The organism is Delftia sp. JD2, assembly GCF_001682645.1.
Classification (GTDB): domain Bacteria; phylum Pseudomonadota; class Gammaproteobacteria; order Burkholderiales; family Burkholderiaceae_C; genus Comamonas; species Comamonas acidovorans.
This window is the reverse complement of record NZ_LFJT01000004.1, coordinates 141,364-163,080: the sequence shown is the minus strand read 5'-3', so window position 1 is coordinate 163,080 and position 21,717 is coordinate 141,364. Positions and strand designations below refer to the sequence as shown.

At 65.2% G+C, this 21,717-nt stretch carries 23 protein-coding genes; 2 read left to right on the top strand and 21 right to left on the bottom strand.

Translation table 11 applies throughout. The annotated features are described in order from the left end of the window. Positions 1–36: 36 nt before the first annotated feature. The 15 genes from ACM14_RS03835 to ACM14_RS03765 all read right to left on the bottom strand — a co-directional run bounded on the left by ACM14_RS03835 (position 37) and on the right by ACM14_RS03765 (position 15,225). Positions 37–966: a peptidylprolyl isomerase gene (locus tag ACM14_RS03835; RefSeq protein ID WP_065345382.1), complete on the bottom strand. Its 930-nt coding sequence runs from the start codon at positions 964–966 to the stop codon at positions 37–39. Positions 967–1,053: 87 nt separating this feature from the next. After that, positions 1,054–2,778, bottom strand: coding sequence for a cell surface protein (locus ACM14_RS03830; protein ID WP_065345381.1), 1,725 nt, complete (start codon positions 2,776–2,778; stop codon positions 1,054–1,056). A gap of 232 nt (positions 2,779–3,010) precedes the next feature. After that, positions 3,011–3,445: a hypothetical protein gene (locus ACM14_RS03825; RefSeq protein ID WP_065345380.1), complete on the bottom strand. Its 435-nt coding sequence runs from the start codon at positions 3,443–3,445 to the stop codon at positions 3,011–3,013. A gap of 58 nt (positions 3,446–3,503) precedes the next feature. Beyond that, on the bottom strand, positions 3,504–5,978 hold the full coding sequence (gspD, locus tag ACM14_RS03820) for a type II secretion system secretin GspD (RefSeq protein ID WP_084027298.1): 2,475 nt from the start codon (positions 5,976–5,978) through the stop codon (positions 3,504–3,506). Next, a complete protein-coding gene (locus ACM14_RS03815; protein ID WP_241150334.1) occupies positions 5,975–6,415 on the bottom strand; it encodes a hypothetical protein in 441 nt (146 codons plus the stop codon). The genes gspD and ACM14_RS03815 overlap by 4 nt, the downstream gene beginning before the upstream one ends. Positions 6,416–6,645: 230 nt before the next feature. After that, the gene (gene gspM / locus ACM14_RS03810) at positions 6,646–7,221 is read right to left on the bottom strand and encodes a type II secretion system protein GspM (protein ID WP_016446459.1); all 576 of its coding nucleotides are present in this window, start codon (positions 7,219–7,221) and stop codon (positions 6,646–6,648) included. After that, complete coding sequence (locus ACM14_RS03805) at positions 7,218–8,381, bottom strand: PilN domain-containing protein (protein ID WP_254661991.1); 1,164 nt, start codon at positions 8,379–8,381, stop codon at positions 7,218–7,220. The genes gspM and ACM14_RS03805 overlap by 4 nt, the downstream gene beginning before the upstream one ends. A 96-nt stretch (positions 8,382–8,477) precedes the next feature. Beyond that, on the bottom strand, positions 8,478–9,218 hold the full coding sequence (locus ACM14_RS03800) for a helix-hairpin-helix domain-containing protein (protein ID WP_254661990.1): 741 nt from the start codon (positions 9,216–9,218) through the stop codon (positions 8,478–8,480). A gap of 47 nt (positions 9,219–9,265) precedes the next feature. Further along, positions 9,266–9,946 (bottom strand): prepilin-type N-terminal cleavage/methylation domain-containing protein, encoded by a 681-nt coding sequence (locus tag ACM14_RS03795; protein ID WP_065345376.1) that lies wholly within the window; start codon positions 9,944–9,946, stop codon positions 9,266–9,268. Then, positions 9,943–10,347 (bottom strand): type II secretion system protein, encoded by a 405-nt coding sequence (locus tag ACM14_RS03790; RefSeq protein WP_065345375.1) that lies wholly within the window; start codon positions 10,345–10,347, stop codon positions 9,943–9,945. Before ACM14_RS03790 ends, ACM14_RS03795 begins: the two co-directional genes overlap by 4 nt. After that, on the bottom strand, positions 10,347–10,793 hold the full coding sequence (locus ACM14_RS03785) for a GspH/FimT family pseudopilin (protein ID WP_065345374.1): 447 nt from the start codon (positions 10,791–10,793) through the stop codon (positions 10,347–10,349). Before ACM14_RS03785 ends, ACM14_RS03790 begins: the two co-directional genes overlap by 1 nt. 58 nt (positions 10,794–10,851) lie before the next feature. Then, the gene (gene gspG, locus ACM14_RS03780) at positions 10,852–11,292 is read right to left on the bottom strand and encodes a type II secretion system major pseudopilin GspG (protein ID WP_065345373.1); all 441 of its coding nucleotides are present in this window, start codon (positions 11,290–11,292) and stop codon (positions 10,852–10,854) included. 32 nt (positions 11,293–11,324) lie between these two features. Further along, a complete protein-coding gene (locus ACM14_RS03775) occupies positions 11,325–12,542 on the bottom strand; it encodes a type II secretion system F family protein (protein WP_013804233.1) in 1,218 nt (405 codons plus the stop codon). Beyond that, positions 12,535–14,241 (bottom strand): type II secretion system ATPase GspE, encoded by a 1,707-nt coding sequence (gene gspE / locus ACM14_RS03770; protein WP_043819858.1) that lies wholly within the window; start codon positions 14,239–14,241, stop codon positions 12,535–12,537. The genes ACM14_RS03775 and gspE overlap by 8 nt, the downstream gene beginning before the upstream one ends. 171 nt (positions 14,242–14,412) lie before the next feature. Further along, the gene (locus tag ACM14_RS03765) at positions 14,413–15,225 is read right to left on the bottom strand and encodes a type III pantothenate kinase (RefSeq protein WP_034390266.1); all 813 of its coding nucleotides are present in this window, start codon (positions 15,223–15,225) and stop codon (positions 14,413–14,415) included. 185 nt (positions 15,226–15,410) lie between these two features. On the opposite strand from ACM14_RS03765, the gene lysM reads away from it, so the two are divergent. Continuing rightward, positions 15,411–15,881, top strand: coding sequence for a peptidoglycan-binding protein LysM (gene lysM / locus ACM14_RS03760; protein ID WP_013804236.1), 471 nt, complete (start codon positions 15,411–15,413; stop codon positions 15,879–15,881). Between the two features lie 60 nt (positions 15,882–15,941). Here lysM and ACM14_RS03755 read toward each other — a convergent pair whose 3' ends face one another. Both ACM14_RS03755 and ACM14_RS03750 read right to left on the bottom strand, forming a co-directional pair. Continuing rightward, entirely contained in the window at positions 15,942–16,700 is a 759-nt protein-coding gene (locus tag ACM14_RS03755; RefSeq protein WP_065345372.1) for an Asp/Glu racemase, read from the bottom strand. 1 nt (position 16,701) lies between these two features. Then, positions 16,702–17,676 (bottom strand): tripartite tricarboxylate transporter substrate binding protein, encoded by a 975-nt coding sequence (locus ACM14_RS03750; RefSeq protein WP_012203225.1) that lies wholly within the window; start codon positions 17,674–17,676, stop codon positions 16,702–16,704. Between the two features lie 105 nt (positions 17,677–17,781). Here ACM14_RS03750 and ACM14_RS03745 point away from each other — a divergent pair, with 105 nt between their 5' ends. Continuing rightward, positions 17,782–18,717, top strand: a complete 936-nt coding sequence (locus tag ACM14_RS03745) for a LysR family transcriptional regulator (RefSeq protein WP_065345371.1) — start codon at positions 17,782–17,784, stop codon at positions 18,715–18,717. A gap of 22 nt (positions 18,718–18,739) precedes the next feature. On the opposite strand, the gene ACM14_RS03740 is transcribed toward ACM14_RS03745, so the two are convergent. The 4 genes from ACM14_RS03740 to ACM14_RS03725 form a co-directional block, all read right to left on the bottom strand. Beyond that, on the bottom strand, positions 18,740–19,180 hold the full coding sequence (locus tag ACM14_RS03740; RefSeq protein WP_065345370.1) for a rhodanese-like domain-containing protein: 441 nt from the start codon (positions 19,178–19,180) through the stop codon (positions 18,740–18,742). 90 nt (positions 19,181–19,270) lie between these two features. Beyond that, the gene (locus ACM14_RS03735) at positions 19,271–20,206 is read right to left on the bottom strand and encodes a M48 family metallopeptidase (RefSeq protein WP_065345369.1); all 936 of its coding nucleotides are present in this window, start codon (positions 20,204–20,206) and stop codon (positions 19,271–19,273) included. Between the two features lie 16 nt (positions 20,207–20,222). After that, the gene (locus ACM14_RS03730; RefSeq protein WP_013804242.1) at positions 20,223–20,963 is read right to left on the bottom strand and encodes a 1-acyl-sn-glycerol-3-phosphate acyltransferase; all 741 of its coding nucleotides are present in this window, start codon (positions 20,961–20,963) and stop codon (positions 20,223–20,225) included. Positions 20,964–21,113: 150 nt separating this feature from the next. Beyond that, positions 21,114–21,683 (bottom strand): HAD-IIIA family hydrolase, encoded by a 570-nt coding sequence (locus ACM14_RS03725; RefSeq protein ID WP_013804243.1) that lies wholly within the window; start codon positions 21,681–21,683, stop codon positions 21,114–21,116. Positions 21,684–21,717 lie beyond the last annotated feature (34 nt).

Here is a 21,717-nt window from a genome sequence, read left to right as displayed (position 1 = left end):
AGGCAGAGCAGCCTTTGGATAAGACAGATCGCCGGACTAGCGCTGTGTCACAGCGGATTTCTGCGCGGCAGGTGCATGGCGTTCGACAAAAGTGTCGAGCGCCTTGTCATCGGCCACCATCTTTTCCTGCGCCTTGTTCACCAGCGCCATGCGGGCGTCATTGGCAGACTCTGTTCGAACCTCGCGCAGCAATTCGTCCTTGACTTCATCAAACGGGCGGACCGAGGGCGCACGCCGCTCTTCCAACTGGATCACATGGTAGCCGAACTGGGTCTGGACCACGTCGCTAAGGTCTCCTTTTTTCTGCAGGGCAAAGACGGCCTTGTCGAACTCTGGAACCATGCGACCCTGCGTGAAGAAGCCGAGATCGCCACCGCGCGCCGCGCTGCCCTTGTCGGCTGAATTTTCTTCAGCAAGTTTCGCGAAATCGGCACCCTTCCTGGCCTGGGCCAGCAGTTCTTCCGCTTTGGCACGCGACTCGGGCGTCGTGCCAGAAATCAGGATGTGCCGAGCCTTCACCTGCTCACCCACCTTGAAGCGCTCGGGCTTGGCCTGGTAGATGGCACGGGCCTGCTTCAGCATGGCCGCCTCGCTAGTCCCGGCTTTGCTAGCCGCACGGTTCAACAACTCGTCAGACAGCACCTTGTCGCGTGCCACCTGCAAGGCAGCAGCCACCACAGGATCCTTGTCCAGCCCATCGGCCAGAGCCTGCTTGCCCAAGGCCCGGCGGACAAAGAGATTCTGTGCAATCTGCCCCACAGTCTGCTTGCTGGCCAACGCCTGCGAACGCACCTCGACAGGCAGGCGCATCTGCACATCGGCCTCTACATCAACCGCAGTGACGGCGGTCTGGCCATCGTGCACCAGCGTGACCGCATCGGCGGCGTGCACCACTGGCACAGCAGCTACCAGCGCTGCCACGGCCCAGGCTTGCAACGGAGAGAAACGGATTGTCGAAAGCTTCATGGAATTGAAAACGAATAGTGAATAAAAAAAGGCAGGGGAAAACCCCTGCCTTTTCGGATCGCGTTACCGCGAAAAAGTGCCCACTAATTAGGGAGCAACGCGCGTGTAGCGGTGCGGCCAGGTCACGCCGTAGGTGCCGGACATACCTGCACGAGCGGAGGGGTTCTCCAGCTTGATGAAGGCGGAACCGATCAGGGGCAGGCCCAGGCCGGAGTTGGTGGTCGTCAGAACACCCCAGCCGTTTTCGTAGGTGCCGGACGTAGCCGTGGTGCGGGCCACCGAAGCGCCCAGCACGGAGTTGCCAGCGTCCTTGAATGCCAGCACGCTGACTTCACCGCAGAACTGCACGGAAGTGGTACCGCCGGGCGAGAACTCGGGGATCACGCCGCTGGTAGTTTCTTCACGGTCCCAGAACTTCTGGCCGTCTGCCAGCACGCAGATGTTGCCCTTGGAGTCCACGGAGGTGTTACCGTTGGCCTTGTATGCGCCGTTGGATGCACCAACTTGGGCGGTGCCAGCTGTACCACCTGCGGGGTAGAACCAGTTGCCAGCTTGAACAGCGTTGCCGCCAGCAGTCTGGGTCAGGTTGGTGAACAGGCGGTAAGCGACATTGCTGTTAGCAACGGCGTAGTTGGCCACAACGTTGTAACGGCGTGTGGGCATGGAGAACACCCAGTCCGTCTTAGCCGAGATAATGGCGTCCGTAGCGTACTGGTTGGTCACCGAAGTGGCAGCCAGAGCCGTAGTCAGGTTGATGGCCTGAACGCGGGGATCGGTCACACCACCAGTGTAAGGCGTGGACATGTCGGGCAGGTCGCTGTAGTTCATGGTCAGCGCCGCAGTCGTGATGGCCTTGCCATCTTGACCGAACACGTTGGCCGTACGGAACAGCGGGTCAGACGTTGTGTCGTTGGCGGAGACGCCCACGGCTTCATTGTTGACCTGCGGGAAGTGCACGAAGTTGCCACGGCCCGTAGCCTGGATGGCGGTTGCAGCACCCGAGAACGTGGTGGTTTGGGCCACGTTCAGGATGTACCAGTCAGCCATCAGGCCGCTGGTGGGAGTCTGCAGGCCAGCTTGGGCAGCGGTAGCTTCGGTGAAGTTCGTCACGGCGACGGTGTCGACCAGCGAGCGAGCAGCAGAGCCGGCGACCGAGCAAGGTGCCACGGCGTTCACGTGCTTGGTAGCAGTGTACAGAGGCGAAACACGGTTGCCAGTGCTGTTAGCCACGCCGTCAGCATTCCAGGCCGTAGCGCTGGTGATGTCAGCCATGTTGAAGATTTCAACGTAGCCTTCGCGGGTCTGGTTAGCCTTTTCTGCATCGGTCAGGCCGGGAGCCAGGCGACGGGTACCGAAAGGCACGGCCACGTTCTTGGTCAGAGCGGGCACAGTGCAGGTGTTGTCAGCGCTGACCAGCGAGGCACCTTCGGCGCCATTAGCGGACACAGCACCAGTCCACACGTCGCCGGGCGACAGGTAGATCTGGAAGTCCAGCAGGTCATCGGAGTTGGCGGCGCTGCGGAAGCGGATCTTCACAGCCTTGCCGTTCACGGTGTCCGTGTTGGTCAGGTGCAGAACGGTAGCGTTGCCGTTCTGGGCGTTGAAGTAAGGCACCACCAGAGCGTGGCCAACGCCACCTTGGGCCAGCGTCAGGCCACCGGTAGTAGCCTGCAGCAGCTGCGAGGCAGCGGCAGCGGTCTTGGCATCACCGCTCGTGTTCAAACCGCCGATAACGGCAGCCGAAGCCACGCCGGCAAAGCCCAGGCCACCAACCATGGCAGCAATGCTCAGGGCCAGAACATTTTTCTTCATAAGAACTATCTCCAGTAAAAAGATAAGGTAGTTGCAACCACCACGATTGATCGCCGAGGAATCGTAGCACAGCCATTTGCGCCACTTACCGCTTATTTCGGGCGCTCAGATCGTGTTTCGGAAAAAAACAACACTTTCATAACACCCACAAGTGGAGGACAGGATTATTGCAAACATCCGCGTCCGTGCCTAGCTTTCGCGAGCAACTCGAGGCGATCTACCGATTGCCGGCCTACTCCAGGAACAGCCACCACTGGCCGTCCTCACGGATCCAGACTTCCTGCATGCCCATGGGCACGACAGCTCCCTTGGCCATGGGCAATTGCGCCTTGAACTTGATGTTGAACTCGCAGCGATCCGCCTCGCACTGCGCCTTGCCGGCCTCGAGGTCCTCGACAGCTGGCGGGGTGCCATAGGCACGGCGGAACTGCTCCTGGGTCTTGATCGCACGGTAGGCAGGCGAGGTGAAGCCATAGGCCTTTGCCACATCCCCATCCACGCGTGCCTGCCAGTAGGCCAGCGAGCGCTCGGCCACAATGGTTTCCGGGTCCTTGGGCTTGCCCAGGCCTGCACAGCCGGCCAGCACGGCGACGCCGGCCAGGGCGGCGCCCCATTGCAGCCAGCGCACCCGGCCCTGCGTCGGGCGTTGGTTCGTCAAGAGATTCATGAGCTTGTTTTCTCCAAAAAGAAAGTTTCGAGGCATGGCGCCTGCATTGGTTCCGGCCTCAGCGCCCACTGCCCGACGACAGGGGACCGATCTCCACCTCCGCCTTGGACCCGGCGGGCTCCGGCGTCTTGAGCAGCGGGACCAGGGCACGCATCTGATCGCGCAGATCATCGCTAACGCTGCGGATATCGACATCGGAGCGGACCACGCGCGGGGTGATGATGACCAGCAATTCGGTGCGCCGCCCCGAGTTGGAGGTGGAGCCGAACAGGTTGCCGACCACAGGCAAGTCGTGCAGGAACGGCACGCCATTGCGGCCATTGGTATTCGTTTCCTGGATCAGACCGCCCATGACGATGGATTCGCCAGAGCGAACAGACACTCGGCTGGAGAGCTGCCGCTGCAGGAACGAGGTCTGCCCGGTGATGTCATCCTTGCTACCCACATCGGTGACCTGCTGGTTGACCGTCATGGTGACGAGATTGCCCGCATTGACCGACGGCGTGACCTGCAGGTTCACGCCCGTGTCCTTGTACTGATAGGAATTGGTCGTAGTGCTGCCAACCGTCGCACTGGTGGAGGTCTCTCCCGAACGGTAAGGCTGCTGCGTTCCCACAGCGATGGCCGCCGTATGGTTGTCCAGCACCATGAGGCTGGGACTGGCCACCACTTTGACGTTGGTTTTGGTCGACAGCGCATTGAGCGTGGCGCGGATGCCGCTTGCGGAATTCTTCAACGTGTAATTGAAGCCCATGCCGAGCGCCTCACCCAAGGCAGAGCTTGTCGCCTTGTCCGTGTTGAGCAGAGTGCCGCCACCTTTATAGCCGTTGTTGCCCACATCACCACTGAAAGTCCACTGCAGACCGTACTGAAGGGCGTCATTGAGCGTCACCTCGACGATGCTGGCCTCGATCAGCACCTGGGTCGGCGGCAGGTCCAGCTTCTTGAGCGTCACCTCGATGCGCTCGAATTCCGCAGGTGTGCCCCAGACCAGCACGGAGTTGTTGAGCTCGTCAGCCATGACACGGATGTTGCCGATGCTGGCCGTGCCGCCGCCCTGGCCGCCTGCGCCGGTTTGCCCCAGGCGCTGCTGGTTGTTGCCGAAACCGCTATTGCCAAAGCCACTGCTGCCGAAGCCACTGTTGCCAAAGCCGCTATTGCCAAGGCCACTGCTGCCGAAACCGCTGTTTCCGAAGCCACTGTTTCCGAAGCCACTGTTTCCGAAGCCACTGTTTCCGAAGCCACTATTGCCGAAGCCACTGTTGCCGAAACCGCTGTTGCCCATGGAGGTCCCAAGTCCCGGCGCCACACCGCTGTTGGCTGTAGAGCCACCGCCCGATCCGCCAAAGATGCCCGACAGCACGCCTGCGAGATGCTTGGCATTGCCGTTTTGCACGTGATAGATGTTCAGTTGCGGCTGTGCGCCGCCCGAGCCGGGCTGGTCGAGCTTGGCGATCCAGCGGCGTGCTTCCTCGAGGTAGGCCGCACGGGGCGTGATCACCAGAATGCTGTTGAGCCGCTCGATGGGCATGATGCGCAATGCGCCAAACAGCGGATTGCCTTCGCCCAGGGCGACTGCGGCATTGGGTGCGGCCGCAGCCGCCGCCCCCCCAGGCCGAGCAGCACCGACCGCCCCCACCGCACCTGCAGCCGGTGTTGCCGCCTGGGCAGCAGCGCCGCCTCCGCTCATCAGTTGCAAGGCGGCATTGACCTCCTGGATGGTCACATACTTTAGCGGGAACACGCCCACCGACATGCCCTCCAGCAGGTTCACGTCAAAGGTGCGCACCATCTCCAGCCAGCCTTCGGCCTGGGCGCGCGACCCCACCATGACCAGCAGGTTGCGGACATTGTCCACGCGCACGATGGCATCACCCGGCACCATGGGGCGCAGGATGGACGCCATCTCGTTGGCGCCAATGTACTGAAGCGGAACGATGATGGTCCCATACCCAGGCGCAAGCGGTTTGTCGACCACCGCCTGGCGTACCGTGGCACCGATGCTCTTGAGCGCATCGATACGGCCCACATGGTAGGTGCCCCGCGCATCGCGGACCATGGCCATGCCATTGGCCTGCAATGCCGTCTCGAGCAGGTTCAGCGCCTGGTCGGCAGGAACTTCCTTCTGGGTGCTCAAGGTGACCGTGCCTGCGATGGGCGGGTGCAGCACATAGTCCTGCGACAGGATGTCGCCCAGCACGGTGCGGACCACCTGCGCCAGAGGAGCGTCCTCGAAACTGAGCTTGACCGGAGCCCCGGAGACAGGAGGCAGGGCCTGGGGCCCGGCAATCAGCTTGCCCGTACCCTCCATGATGCGGGGCTGCTGACCTTCGTTCGATTTGGCGTCGGTTTTTTTCTCCTCCGCCGGCTCGGTGAAGATGTAGTCCTGGGTGTTGCCCGTGCCAAAGTGGCTGACGAAGTTCTTCTGGGCAGGCTGCGCGCATGCCAGCAGCAGCTGGCACACGGCAATGGCTAATGCGGTGTGGACGGGACGGTAATGGAATTTCATGATTTTCTGACCGATCTCTTTCATTTCTGCGGCTGGGCGGCGGCAGGGCCACTGCTGCCGAACGACGGCACGGGCGCTCCCTGGCCGCTTCTGGCCAGCCCGGCGGGCAGCGGAAACTGGGGTCCCTCGGCTGCGGAGTCCGTCCGAGAGGAGGATCCGCGCGAGGGGTCACCCGGACGCGGAGCGGGGCCCTTGTCCATGCTGGATCTGGCAATGGTGAGCGTTCGGCGGCTGCCTTCGCGCTCGAGTTCGACATCGCGTCCGTCCACCCGGATGAGCTTCCAGCCATTAAGGCTCTGGTTCATCATGAGACGCTGCTCCTTGCCATCAACGCGCAGGATGATGCCCGTCACCTTGCCCGCGAACGAGCCCAGCACCTGGGCATTGGCCAGGCGGTCGGGCTCGGGCTCCTTGGCAGGCGGTGGGGGTGGCGGTGGCGGTGGAGGCGGGCGACGCGTCATGGCGAACAACGGGCGCTCCTGCATCTGCAGCAGCTGCCTGTCTTCCTGGCGGGGAGCAGACCCGGACGGAGACTGGGGAACCATGGCTTGGATATCGCCCCGCTGCACTCCAGGCGGTTGCCAGGTCGTGTTCCGAAGTTGAAGCTCGGGCGTCAACCACAAGGCAGCCAGCCCTGCGCACAGTATGAGCTGGGTGCCTGCAATGCCCCAGACCGGTAGATTGGGCCGCCTCACGAGATTTTGCTCCGGAGAATGCTGAACGTGAATTGCGCGCTGAGCTTGGGCACTGCCTTTGGATCATTGCTCAGCAGGCTGCCCTGCAGACTGATTTCAAGATCGTCGAGCCATACGGTGGGAGAGAGGTCCTTGAGAGCCACCAGCGCCAACTGGATGGCGGACCATTCGCCCTCGGCCGTCATGGCCACGCTGATGCGTTCATAGGCGCCATCGTCGGTCACCGGCTTGACCTGGCTGCTAACCACCGACAGGCCCGCCGCATCGAGCATAGTGCGCAACCTCTGCTGCATGCCATTGCCAGTCTGGGTCGCATCCAGCTCTCCGGGATAGACATGCTTGGCCTTGATTTCCGCCACCTGGACCAGGGCCTGGCGGATTTCATCTTCCTGGTCGCGCATTCCCAGCAGCCGCGCATACCGGGGCGCCAGCGTATCAAGGGCTTCCTGCGCGGCCTGATGCCGGCCATAGATCCAGAGTCCAGCCAGGCTCACAGGAACGAGCACCAGCAAAACGAGCGCGCCCAGCAGCAGCAACTGGCGTGCCAGGGGGGCAGGTATCGCGATTTTCATTGGCCCTCCTTGGCAGCCGGGGGCACAGAGGCAATACCAGGCTCCGCAGAGGTGCCTTCCGCCGGCGTGGCCGGCTCGTCAGGCAGAGCATGGGAGCCAAACACCTTGGGGTCGATCACGGCCTCCAGGACAAAACTGTCCTTGCTGGTCCCTGCGGCCCGCGTGACGGCACTGGGCAGTTGCACATCGACGAACCCCGGCACCTTGGAGAGCAGGTCCACAGCGTGCGACACATTGCCGCTCAACCCCAGCACCGTGAGCTTGTTTCCCTTGAATTGAATGCGCTGCACAGCGGTATCGTCGGGCAGGGTGGCCGTCAACGCGGACAGGACACGCAGGTGGTCGAGTTGCTGGCGCTGGCGGTCCAGCAAGGTGGCCACATCCTGCCCCCCTTCCGCCAGACCCTGCCGGGCGGCCACGACCTCCGAGACTGAACGTGAAAGCTGGGTGAACTGCCGCTGGGCATCCAGCGCGCGAAACCGCAGTTGCAAAGAGGGCGTGGCAGCGATTGCCAGAGCCAGGGCCAGCACGGCGCCCAGGCCCAGCATCAGCCAGCGCCAGCGCCATGCTTCTTTTTTCAGGCGCTGCTGCTCGCCGAAGCCGTCAAGCATAACAGGGATACCCGATGCGCTCATCGCCCAAACCTCGGGCTCGGCGCCCTTGGCCAAGGCCGGATGGTCGGCGAACGCCTTCAGAAGCCCGTCGATGTGAGCACGCGAGACGATCACCACATCGACCGGACCCTGCGACGGAATAGCGCCATGCGCCGCGTCGGGGGCCTTGCGCCGGACGTAGCCGCAGACGGTGTCCAGCGCGGAAAACGGGGACATGGTCTGCACGTCCAGCGCAACCGCCCCCTGCAGTGAGGCGGGCGGCATGGCAGGCAGGCGAAGGCTGCGTGACAGGACATTGCCTTCATCCACGAGCACCGCCACGCCAGCGGGGACGGAGCTGCCCTGCCCCGGCTCCTGCCAGCGCAGCCAGCGGCCTGCACGCACCCATGCACCCGCCTTGTGGCCCAGCACCTCGATCCCAGAGGCCGGCATGAGGCGGCGGAGCACCGGCCAATCCATCATCTGCGGCAATGCTTCCTGCCATTGGCGCCCCAGCGCCGACAGGTCCAATCCAAAAAGCTTGGCGTCGGAGGTCATCAATGCCATGAAGCCTGCCATTTCCTACAAAAAAACTGTCTCATCATGACGAATCCTTCTAGCAATTGCAGCGCGCTGCCCTGTACATCGCCACGGGGGCACCCACTACATACGTCCTTGCCATACCTGCATGGAAGAGAAATCCGTCCACGGCAATTGCCCCATAGGCCGCTGCTGGCGCACGTCCACTTGGCGCATGACCAGCACCGCCCCCGCTGCCTCAAAAGGAACGCGCGCTATCACGGTGTACCGCGAACTGGACTGCGCCTGGCGAATCCCACCCACGTCCGCCGTCTCCAGCACCGCCCTCAGTGCCAGGGGCGATGCTTCGAGGTTGACGCCCGGGCGCCCATCTGAATCCGCGACGACGAAATGGCGCAGAGGTGCGTAGATGGCATAGGTCATACCGGGCACCTGCAGCAGGTCTTCAGTGGCTTCGAAAGGCACTCTTATAGAGCGCCGCCTCATCTCCTCGCGGGTCTGGACAATGGCCTGGGCCATCGCTTCCGCCTGCCCGCTTCCGAGTCCCGAAAACCGGGACAGCACCAGTGCCAGCAGGGCAGGCGGCGCATTGTTGATGTTGACCAGGCCACTCCAGGGTATGACTTCGACCGGGATTATCCGTCCCGCGACCGGAACCGTCACCGATTCAAAGGCCTTCAGGTTTGTCGGGCTGGTCGCCATACGCTGCAAAGTCAGGTAAATCGCCGCCTCACCCACGGCGCGGCCTTCGGCCATGTTTCGGGTCACCCCTCCAACCGCAGCCTCCTGGCGGACGACCCCGCCCAGGCTGCTGGCAAAAATGGCCAGTGCAGCGACAATCCAGAGAACCAGCACCAGTGCCATGCCCTGATCGCCCCTTGCCACGGCCTCCCTCCGTCTGACGCGCGGCATCATTGCTGACCTCCACCGAACGAAGGCATCAGAACGCTTCGAGGGTTCGATCCAACCGGTGTGCGCATGGCGATGACCATCATGGGCCACACACCCGACGCCGCCTGCAACTCGATCTGCACAGCAGACGGTAGCTCCTTTTCATTGTCCTTTTCCGGCCCCCATTGCGGCTGCCAATGTGCCACGCCCAGCTTGGCATTCTGGTAACGCAAGGCAAAAGCCGTGACACCGCGATCAATCACATAGGACTGGCTCTGCCCCCAGTCGGGCATGACATCGGGCCCCTGCCAGGGCGCGAAGCGCAATACCAGAGCATCCCCCTCGACCGAGAGCTGGAAGTGGGTGCGCCCGCCCATGCCGAAGCGCGCAGGCATGATGCCCAGCCAGCGTATGCCTTGTGGGCCGCCTTCGAAGAACAGTTCGCTCTCGCCCTGCTTGCGCAGACCCGCCTGCCGCCGTATGGCAGAGGCCTGGCCCAGGACGGAACGCAGAAAAGCGACGGACACGCGCTGATGGTCCATGCGGTCCAGCCGCGCATCGACACGCTCCTGCGTCTGCGAAACCGTGGACATGGCCGACGCCAGTCCAAGCATGAGCAGGGAAAGCAAGGCCATGACCACCAGCAACTCGACCAGGGTGAAGCCTAGTTGGCCTGCCGGCAAACGGCCATGCCGGTTCATCGCGCCACCTCGCCCTGCTGCAAGGGCCGCTGGGGGCGCAGGGTCTCGAAGACCCAGCTGCGCCCTTCGGTGGAGATGGTGATGCGCAAGGCATGGAGCGGAACTGCGGTCTCGGGAAGATCGGCCACGGGAAAAGGTGCCGAGGCCACCTGCCATGCATAGGCGCCATCCTGGCCCGAAGCCTGCGTGCCTCCAGGATCTACCATGGGAAATGCATCCATCAGCGAATCTGCCAGCAGGGCCACGCCCTGGTTCTGCTCCAGCTTGGCCACGCCCCGCGCAGAGCCGCCGACCGCACGATAGATGAGGGCCAGTGAGAGGGCCATGATGGACAGCGCCACCAGCAACTCCAGCAGGGTCATGCCCCGCACCCTGGGGCGGGAAGCGGCGCGCCGACGCATTACAGGGCCTCTTTGGTGACTTGGCCGGACAGCCAGTCCACACGCAGACGCACGCCACCACCGCTTTGCGCGCGGGCGAGCGAAATGCTGCCCCCCGTAGCGCCGCCTTCGGGCAGAAAGACGATGGTCTGGCTGCCATCAGCCAGCGCCATGCCGGCTGCCGTGGTCAGTTGCACCGTCAGGCTGTCGGGCAGCTTGGCCGTGGCCTGTCCGGCGATGCCGTACTGCCGGCTGTTCGTATTGACCGCGAATGCCACAGGCATGCCCTGCAACGTGGCCTGCTGGCGCGCCTTGCGCAGCAGGGCCGTCACGTCCTGCACCGTTTGCCGATAGTCCACGGCATCGCGCAGCTTGCCCATGGCAGGCGGCACGATGCCGATGATGGCGCCAAGAATGGCGAACACCACCAACAGTTCGATCAGCGTGAAACCCTGGGCGCGCTTCAAGACTCATCCTTGGCGAGACGGAATGGCAACGGTTGCGGCAGCTGTTCTGGACAGCTGATTACTTGGTGTTGCGAACGTCGGAAGCCTCGCCCTCGCCACCAGGTGCTCCATCGGAGCCCAGCGAAAGGATTTCGAGGTCGCCATTGGCGGCAGGATAGGTGTAGCGATAGGGGTTGTTCCAGGGGTCGTTGGGCACGCCGCCCTTGAGGTAGGGGCCAGCCCAGCCTGCCGCACCCGCCGGCTGCTTGACCAGCGCGTCCAAGCCCTGCTGCGAGGTGGGATAGCGGCCCACGTCGAGCTTGTACAGCTCCAGCGCCTTTTCGATGTCGGCGATCTGCACGCCGGCCGTCTTGGTCTTTGCTCCACCCAACTGGTTCAGCACCTTGGGGCCGACCAGGCCGGCCAGCAGGGTGAGGATGGCCAGCACGACCAGCAGTTCGATCAGCGTGAAGCCACGCTTGCGGGCGCGGGAGGACAGTTGCTTTTGCATGCGCATCATCTTCTATATACCTTTCAGACAATTCAGATTCATCAGACGGCCAGATCGTTGACGGACAGGATTCCGAGCAGGATCGACACGATGATGGAGGCGATAAGGATACCGAGGACCAGAATCAGCGCCGGCTCCAGCATGGTCAGGAGGCGTTTGATCGCGTTTTCGACCTCGCGGTTCAATATGTTGGACAGCTCCAGCATCATGTCGCCCAGGCGGCCGGTTTCCTCGCCGACCCGCACCAGATTCAGGGCCAGGGGCTCGAATTCTCCGGTTTTCTGGGCGGCATGGGCCATGCGATGGCCTTCCTTGACCATGGGACCCATTTTTTCCAGGCGCTCGCGGATGGCGACGTTGGAGACCGTGTCGCTGGCAATGCGCAGTGCGGTCAGCAGCGTGACGCCATTGCCCAGCAGCGTGCCCAGCGAGCGGCTGAATAGGGTGAGCTGGTACTTGCGCACCACGCCACCCAGGCCCGGCAGGCCCAGCAGCCACGATTGCCAGGTCTGGCGGCCCTTGGGGCTCTTGGCCCAGCGGGCTAAGACCCAGCCCAGCGCGCCCAGCACGATGAACACCGCCCAGCCGTAGCTGCGAAACGCATGGCCCAGCCCCATCACGAATTGCGTGGGAAGGGGCAGCGCGTCACCCATGTCGTTGAAAAGCTGTTCGAACTGCGGCACCACGAAGCCCAGCATGGCCACCAGGGACAGCACGGCCACGCCCAGCAGGATGGCCGGATAGATGGTGGCCGAGACCACGCTGTCGCGCAGGGCCCGCTGGCGCGCCATGTGCTCGACCAGCCGGTTGAGCACGCCCGACATCTGGCCGCTGGCCTCGCCCGATCGCACCATGTTGATATAGAAGTCGCCGAACAGGTCGTGGTGCTTGCCCAGTGCCTGGCTCAGCGGCATGCCGGCCTTGACGCTGTCGAGCACGGACTGGAGCATGGCCTGCATCTGCACCTTGTGGCTCATCTCCACCAGGACCTTGAGCGCGTTGTCCAGCGACAGGCCGGCACGCATCATGATGGCCAGTTCGGTGGTCATGCCCTGGATGTCGTCGGCCTTGATGCGGCCTTTCTTGAGCGCACGCGCCGCCAGCGGCACGTTGCCCAGGCTTGCGGCTTCCTCGACCTTGATGGGCGACAGGCGGCTCTTGCGCAGGTGCACCACCACCTCGGCCACGGCCGCAGCGGAAAAAGTGCCCTTGACCATCTGACCGCGGCTGTCCACGGCCTCCCAGCTGTAATCAGGCATCGCTTTGGTCCTGGGTCACGCGCAGCACTTCGTCCAGCGTGGTGGCGCCCGAGGCCACCTTGCGCAGGCCGTCGTCGTAGAGGCTCAGCATGCCGCTCTTGGCCGCCATGGCATGCAGGGCGTTGGCGTCCTGGCCTTCGATGATGGCGCGGCGCAACGGCTCGTCGATGACCATGAGTTCATGGATGCCGGTACGGCCCTTGTATCCCGTGCCCCGGCAATGCTCGCAGCCGACGGCGCGGTAGATGGGCGAGCCCTCGCGCAAAAAACGCTTGAGGCCGCTGCCCTCGACGGCGGCGGCCGGCAGCGTGTCGGGCTGCTTGCAATGCGAGCACAGCGTGCGCACCAGGCGCTGGGCCAGCACGCCGTTGACCGAGGACGTGATCAGGTAGCTCTCCACCCCCATGTCGCGCATGCGGGTGACGGCGCCTGCGGCCGTGTTGGTGTGCAGCGTGGACAGCACCAGGTGACCCGTCAGCGCGGACTGCACGGCGATCTGCGCGGTTTCTCCGTCACGCATTTCGCCGATCATGATGATGTCCGGGTCCTGGCGCAGGATGGAGCGCAGGGCGTTGGCAAAGGTGAGGTCGATCTGCGGATGGACCTGGATCTGGTTGATGCCGTCAAGCTGGTACTCGACCGGGTCCTCGACGGTGATGATCTTGTTGGAAACCGCGTCGATCTTGGACAGGGCCGCGTACAGCGTGGTGGTCTTGCCCGAGCCCGTGGGCCCCGTGACCAGCACGATGCCGTGCGGCTTGGCCAGCAAGGTGTTGAAGCGCTCCAGCGTATCGACCTCGAAGCCCATGCTTTCCAGGCGCAGGCGCACGTTGGCGCGGTCCAGCACCCGCATGACGATGCTCTCGCCATGCACCGTGGGCGCGGTGGAGACACGCAGGTCCAGTTCGCGGCCCTTGGCGCGGGTCTTGATGCGGCCGTCCTGCGGCAGGCGCCGCTCGGCAATGTCCAGATGGGCCAGCAGCTTGACGCGCGAGCCCACGGCTGCGCTCAGCCGGGGCGGCACGAGTTCGGCCGCATGGATCACGCCGTCCATGCGGTAGCGCACCTGCAGGCCGGCCTCGAAAGGCTCCAGGTGGATGTCGGAGGCGTGCAGCTCGATGGCGCGGGAAATGATGCCCGTGACCAGGCGGATGACCGGCGCCTCGCTGGCCAGGTCCTTCAGGTGCTCGACGAAGTCGCCACCCGTGGCGTCCGACTCCCAGTCCTGGCCTTCTTCGCCTTCGGGTTCCTGGCCGGCTTCGGACAGGGCCTTGCGGATATCGGCTTCCAGCGCCAGCACGGGCTTGATCTGCAGACCCGTGGCCAGGCGCAGCGCCTTGGTGATGAAGGGATCCTGCGGCACGGACATGGCCACTTCGAGCACGCCGTCCTGCAGCGAAATGGGGCAGACGCACTGCGCATCCAGAAAGCTGGCCAGCAGGCCCGGCACATCGGGCAGCAGGTCGGGAAACTCTTCCGCGCGCAGCCAGCGCATGTGCAGCTGCTCGGACAGCGCCTGGGCCACGTCGGCTTCCGCCACCACGCCCAGCTGGACCAGCACCTGGCCCAGGTAGCCGCCCAGCTCCTGCTGCGCCTGCAGGGCGTTTTGCAGATCGCGCTCGTTCAGCTTGCCGGCGGAAAGCAGGCGTTCGCCCAGCCGCCCCTTGATCGGGGCTTCGACACCGGCAATCGGTTCCATGACGTGATTGGTGGAAGACATTGCCGCGGATTATCCACTGTCGCCGCATCCCCCGCGAAAGGCTCCGGATGCGGGGTCCACGGCCGCCCCTGCACCCGGCACCAGCGCTGTCATCAACTGTTACGCAACGGATATAACGGCGCGATGCTGCGCCGCACGATCAAAGTGGCTTCAGGCCGCTTTGACCGCGTCGGCAGGCAGGCCGCTGGCATCGCCCCAGCGGCGCTGCGCCATGACCAGCAGGCCTTCGAAGATGAGGTTGTCCACCAGCTCGAAGGGCCGCGTCATGCTGGGCACCATCTTCCAGCCTGCACCGCCGGCCATGACGCAGGCGGGCTCCATGCTGCAGTGCATGTACAGATGCTGGTACATGCGCTCCACGGCCCCGGCGATGGCGTAGGTGCCGCCACTGGTCAGCGCGTCGCTGGTGTTGGTGGGGAATGGCGTGACTGCACCCGTGGGCACGTGCAGGCCGGCCGTGCCGCTTTCCAGGGCGCGCAGCATGATGCCGTGCCCCGGCAGGATCAGACCGCCCATGAAGTGGCCGTGCTGGTCCAGCGCATCTACGGTGACGGCGGTGCCGATCATGACCACGATCAGGGGCCGCTCTGGCCCGCGCTGCAGGATGTGCTGGCGCGCGCCGATCATGGCCACCCAGCGGTCCGCCCCCAGGCGCGAGGGGAAGTCGTAGCCATTGGTGACTCCGGCCTCGGCCGCGCCGGGCACGGCCCACTGCGGCTCGAAATCCCATCCCAGCATCATGTCGATCTGGTCGTGCACGCGCCGGCGCGCCGTGTCGCCGGCCACCACGCAGCCCAGCATGCGCGTAGGCGTGGGCAGGTCGCTCCACGGCCCTTCGGCCAAGTGCTCGATGTGCTCCAGGAACTCCGCGCCGTGCGCCAGCAAAGCGGCGCCAGGCCGATGCGCGTCGTACATCGCCCATTTCAAGCGGGTGTTGCCGATGTCTATGGCCAAAAAAGTCATGGGCGCGATTATCGGAGTTTTCCGGAGGATAGCGTCAGCCATGGACGACAACTGAGTGAGGACGTGAACGCAAGAATGGCGCAAATGTCAAAAATCCGGGAGCGCTCCTGCCCGGCAGCGCGCGCTGCCACTGTTAGGCGTTACATTGGCCTTTCCGTTTTTCCACCCACCAACAGGAGTCACCCATGGGACTTTTCAGTTTCATCAAGGAAGCCGGCGAAAAGCTGTTCGGCGGCAGCGCCGCACAGGCAGCCGAGCCTGCGCAAGACCTGAATGCCAAGGCCGCCAAGGCCATCGAGACCTATATCGGCACGCAGAACCTGGGCGTCAGCGACGTGAAGGTGCAGTTCGACGGCTCGCAGGGCAAGGTCACGGTGCTGGGCACGGCGCCCACCCAGGCGGTCAAGGAAAAGGTGACGCTGTGCTGCGGCAACGTCTCCAGCGTGCAGTCGGTGGACAACCAGATGACGGTGACCAACCCCGAGCCCGAAGCCCAGTACCACGACGTGGTGCGCGGCGACACGCTGTCGGCCATTGCCAAGAAGTTCTATGGTGATGCCAACAAGTACCCAGTGATCTTCGAGGCCAACAAGCCCATGCTGAGCCACCCCGACAAGATCTACCCCGGCCAGAAGCTGCGCATCCCGGCGCTGTGATCTCTTTGCCTCCGTGAAAAAACCGCCTTCGGGCGGTTTTTTCGTGGGCTCAGTCAGTAGTCAGTATTTACCGCTCAACAGCGCACCGAATCCCGGAACGGCTGTAGGCAAGCCCAGGCGCTTGAGCATCATGAACGTCGTGGCCACCGAGGAAGACAGTACCGGCAGGCCCACGCGGTCCTCGATGGGCTGCACCGAGGCCAGCGAGGGCATCTGCACGCAGGCCGAGGCGATGACCGCGTCGGCGTTGGCCGTGTTCAGGCGCAGCGTGATCTCGATGGGTGCGCGCGCATCCTGGGCACCCACCTGCAGGTTGTCGGCAATCTCCAGCGAGATGCTGTCCACCACTTCGATGCCCTCGTTCTCTATGTAGTCGATGACCAGTTGCGTCAGCGGCTTCATGTAGGGCGCCAGCAGCGCCACCTTCTTCGCGCCGATGGCGTGCAGGCCATCGACCAGGGCGCCGGCGCTGGTGACCACGGGCGCGGGGCCGCCGTTGTCCACGGTGCGCTGGTGCAGGCGTGCTTCCGAGACACGGTGGTAGCCGCGCCCCATGCTCATGATGGCCACCAGGCAGGCATAGCCGAGCACATCGACACGCGCATCCGACAGTTCCAGCGCGCAGCGATCGCTGTCGCCGTCCATGGCGGCCAGTTCCTCCTTGGTCACATGCTTCATGCGCATGCGGCTGGAGTGAAAGGTGAAACGCTCGGGAGCCAAGGCCTCGCGGGCGCGCAGGATGGCGGGGATCTCGGTCTCCATCGTGGTGTTGGAGCTGGGCACGATCTGCCCGATGCGGAAATGGGTTTTGGCTGCCATGTCAATCCATCGTGATGTGGTTGGCCTTGATCACCTTGCCCCAGTGGTCCGTCTCCCGCTGGACCAGGGCGGCCAGCGCCTGCGGGCCGAGGAATCGCGGCTCCACGCCCTGCAGGGCCGCGCGCTTTTGCACGTCAGGCGACTCCAGGGAGGTCTTGAGCGCGTCCGACAGCCTGGCGATGGCCTCGGGCGGCGTGCCCGCAGGCGCGAACAGGCCGACCCAGGCTTCCAGCTCGAAGCCCGGCAGGCCCGCTTCGGCCGTGGTGGGCACATCGGGCAGCATGGGATGGCGCGTCTTGCTGGTCACGGCCAGGGCCCTGAGCTTGCCCGTCTGCACATGGCCCAGCACCGAAGGCGGCGTGGTGATGAACATCTGCACCTGGCCGCCCAGCACGTCCTGGATGGCAGGGCCGGACCCCTTGTAGGGCACATGCGTGATCTGGGTCTGCGTCACCTGGGCGAACACGGCCGTGCCCACATGGGACAGCGAGCCATTGCCCTGCGACGCGTAATTGACCTTGCCCGGGTTCTTGCGCAGATAGGCAATGAACTCCTGCAGATTGTTCGCCGGAACGGAAGGATGAACGGCGATCACATTGGTGGCGGCCACGATCAGCCCCACGGGCGCCAACTCGGACTGCGCCCAGGGCAGCTTGGGGAACAGTGCCGGATTGCCCACGTGGTAGGCCGAATACGAGGCCAGCAGCGTGTAGCCGTCCTTGGGCGACCGGGCCACCATCTGGTAGGCGATGTTGCCGCTGGCGCCGCCCCGGTTGTCCACCACTACCGACTGCCCCAGCAGGCGCGACAGCGGATCGGACGCCAGGCGTGCCGCCGTGTCCACCACGCCGCCGGGCGGGTTGGGGACCACGAGGGTGATGGACTTGGTTGGAAAGGCCTGGGCCTGGACGGTTCCTGCGCCCAGCAGGGCGGCCGCTGCCAGGCCGGCGGCCTGCAGCACAATGCGTCGATTCATGCTTGTCTCCATGTTCTCTTTGTACCGGCGCATTCTTGCGGGCCTGCGCGCGGCCGAACAGCCGTATCTCGTTGATCCATCCTTCGTCTGTGGTGGAGGATGGGAATGATCAACCTGCACCGCTTCGATCTGCTGACGCTGCGCCTGTATGTGGCCGTGGTCGATGCCGGCAGCCTGACGGCGGGCTCGCGCACGCTGGGGCTGTCATTGGCGGCCGCCAGCAAACGCGTAGCCGAGCTGGAACAGCACTGCGGCGTGACCCTGCTGGTGCGCAGCAAGCGCGGCGTCACGCCCACGCCCGCCGGTCAGAGCATGTACCACCATGCCGTGGACGTGGTGGCCCGGCTGGAGCACCTGGCCCTGGCCATGGACGACTTTCGCAGCGGCGCCACGGGCCAGTTGCGCCTGTGGGCCAACAACTCCGCATTTGCAGGCTTTCTGCCCCGGCTGCTGGCCGATTTCATGGCCGCCCACCCAGGTGTGTCGGTGGACCTGGAAGACGCGCTCAGCGAGGAATCCGTGCGCGCCGTGCTCAGCGGCGTGGCCGAGCTGGCCATCATCGGGGAAAACACGCCTCTGGAAGGGCTGAGCACCCAGGTCTGCGATGTGGACGAGCTGGTGCTGGTCATGCCGCGCGGCCATGCGCTGGACACGGACGACGACTCCCCCGTGCCCCTGGCCACCGTGCTGGACCACGACTTCGTGAGCCTGGCCCGCTCCACCTCGCTGATGCGGCGCATTGCGGCCGAGGCCGAATCCATCAACCGGCCCGTGCGGATCCGCATCCAGGTGCGCAGCTTCGACGCCATGTGCCACATGGTCTCGGTGGGTCTGGGGCTCGCCATCCTGCCGCGCGCGGCCACCGCGCCGCACCTGGCCGCGCGGGCACTGCGGCTGCGTCCGCTGGGGGCGCTCAACACCCGGCGCCGGCTGCTGCTGGCCATGCGCTCGCAGGCCACGCTGTCAGGACCGGCCCAGGCCCTGGTGGACATGGTGGCCGCCCGGGCGGTGGCGTTGGGATTCGCGGAGCCGCAGCTCTGAACGACGCCAGGTCGGCGCCGGCTTACTGGCGCCAGGGCAGGCCGCGCAGGCGCCAGCCGCCGACATGGCCGCGCTGGCCGTTGGCGTCCACATCGCCCTCAAAACCTTCGAGGATGTTGTAGGCCTCGATGCCCAGTTGCGCCGCGCGCTGGGCAGCGGCCACCGAGCGCACGCCGCTGCGGCACAGCAGGACCACCTTGCCTCCTTCAGGCACGGCGGCGCGCAGCTGGCTGTCGAAATCGGGGTTCATCGCCATGGACGGCCACTGCTTCCAGGCCACGGCCACGGCGCCCGGTACGCGGCCCACCCAGTCGCGCTCTGCATCGGTGCGCACATCGACGAGCACGGCTTCGCCGGATTGCTGCCATTGCCAGGCGAGTTCGGGAGGAATGTCGCCGGCATAGCCCGGTGCGGGCTGGACGGTCAGGGGAATGGCTGCGGGAACGGGAGCGCTTGCGGACATGGATTGGCTTTCTTGATAGGACGCGGTTGTGTGCCCGGCAAGAATAACCGTCCAGCCCGACTGGCGCCGGCTCGCCGGTGCCCGAGTCGCCTATTCCCAGGGAGGCAGCAGCCTGTCGCGCAGCACCTGGCGCTGGGCCTCCCAGCCCGGCATCACGCTGGCCACCGTGGCCCAGAAGCGCGGGCTGTGGTCCATGTACCGCAGGTGGGACAGCTCGTGCACGACCACGTAGTCGATGACCTCGGGCGCGTGCTGCATGAGCCGCCAGTTCAGCCGTATGGCGCCAGCCGAGTTGGCACTGCCCCAGCGCGTGCTTGCACTGGTCAGTCTCAGGCTGGTCCACTGCACGCCCAGGAGCGGCGCGTGGCGCTGCAGGCTGGCCGTGAACCAGGAGCGCGCCTCGCGCAGCATCCAGGCCTGCACGCAGGCGCGCACCTCGGCGGCCGATACCCCAGGCGCCAGCGGCAGGTGCAGGGACTGGCTGCCGTCGGCCGCCTGTTCACGGTGTACCTGGCGCGTGCGCAGCGGCTGGGTTTCGCCGCCGGTCAGGCACAGCTGCAAGGGGCGGCCCAGATAGCCGATCTCTGCGCCGTGCTCCCAGCGGATGCGTGCCGCATGCTGGGCTTGCTGGCGCTGGCCGGCCTCGTGCAGCTTGCGCAGTATCCAGCCCGATTTCGCCTCCAGCGCCTGCGCGATGGCAGCCATGTTGACCCAGGCAGGCGCGCTGACCACCAGCCCCTGCGCGCCGATGGTGAAGCCTATGGTGCGCCGGCGCGAGCGCTGCAGCCGGTAATGCAGCACCTGCCCCTGGAGGACCGCCTGCTGGTTGGCGTCCGGATGGACGCGGGGACTGGGCTCGGGGATGGTGGATGGAGATAGGAGAGATGGAGGAGAAGGAGGAAGAGGCGCGGACGAAGGCTGGGCGGGGGCAGCAGCCCTGTCACGGCGCGGCTTCAGCCCGCCGTCCTGCGTTTGCACGGCAGGTGGCAGCAGCCAATCCCAACTGCGCTGTGCCGGGTCCGCCATGCCGGTCTCCGGCGCCTCAGGCGCGGTAGGCCTCGGGGTCGAGGCGCTGCATTTCGGCCTCGATCCAGTTTTCGACTTCCACCATCAGCTCCTCGTGCTTGCGGCCCACGGAAGGGATGGGCTTGCCGATGGAGACATCGACCACGCCCGGCGTCTTGATGAAGGCCTTGCGCGGCCAGCACTTGGCCGAGGTGACGGCCACGGGCACGACGGGCACGCCGGTCATGATGGCCAGGCGCGTGGCGCCGGTCTTGTACTCGCCCCTTTGGCCGCGCGGGATGCGCGTGCCTTCGGGAAACATGATCACCCAGGTGCCCTGGCCCAACAAGCGCTTGCCCTGCTCCACCACCTTGTGGAAGGCGCGCGAACCGTGCTTGCGGTCGATGTGGATCATGTCCATGCTGCCGATGGACCAGCCGAAGAAGGGCACCATGAGCAGCTCCTTCTTGAACACATAGGCCAGCGGGCGCGGCATGATCGCCGGCATGAGGAAGGTCTCGTAGGTGGACTGGTGCTTGACCAGCAGCACCACGCCCTGCTTGGGGTCGGTGGGCAGGTTCTCCATGCCCTGCACGCGGTGGCGCACGCCCATGATGACGCGGGCGCTGTCCACCGACAGCTTGAGCCAGGCGCGCGCCACGGCATAGACGCGGCGCGGCCCGCCGCCCAGCCAGCGCGTGAGCAGCACGGCCAGGGTGTAGGGGATCACGGTGATGCCCATCCAGAGCATGTGGAGGGTGGAGCGGATCAGGGACATGGCGGCAGTGTGGTGCAGAAAGTGGCGCAGCGGCCGGGCGGCAGGCCCGGGCCTTGCGCCCTCAGGAATCGGAATTCACAAAGATAGCATTGTGCGCAGGACGGCAGGCCGGCGGCGCATGGGCAAAGCGCCGTTCGGGCGTTCAGGCGTTCAGGGAGCGGGTGCGGCATCTGCCGGAACCAGCGCATCGGCCAGCGCGGCCAGGCTGGCATGGCGCTGGGTGCCGGGCGGCAGTCCAGGCGGCAGCGCTCCGTCCAGAGACACTCCGGCGCTGGCGCCCGTGCAGACCAGGTGCAGGCGCGCGCCCATGGCGGCACCGGCCTGCAGGTGGGCCACGCAGGAGCCGACCACCCACAGCTGGTGCCCCTCGACGCCGAAGCGCTCGGCAATCTGCTCGAACAGTGCCGTGCCGGGCTTGCGGCAATGGCATTCCTCGTCCGGGGCATGGGGGCAGTAGAAAACCGCATCGACGCGCGCGCCTGCCGCCGCCATTTCGCGGTGCATGCGCGCGTGCACGGCATTGAGCTCGGTCACGTCGAACAGGCCCCGGCCCAGGCCCGGCTGGTTGGTGGCGACCACCACATGCCAGCCCGCCCGGTTCAGGCGCGCCACGGCTTCCAGCGCCCCGCGCTGGGCCTTCCAGGCTTCGGCCGAGCCAATGAAGCCCTCCTCACCGATCTGGTTGAGGGTTCCGTCACGGTCCAGGATCGCAATTTTCATGGTCGGGTCCCAAGAATGTCAGAACTCAATTGCG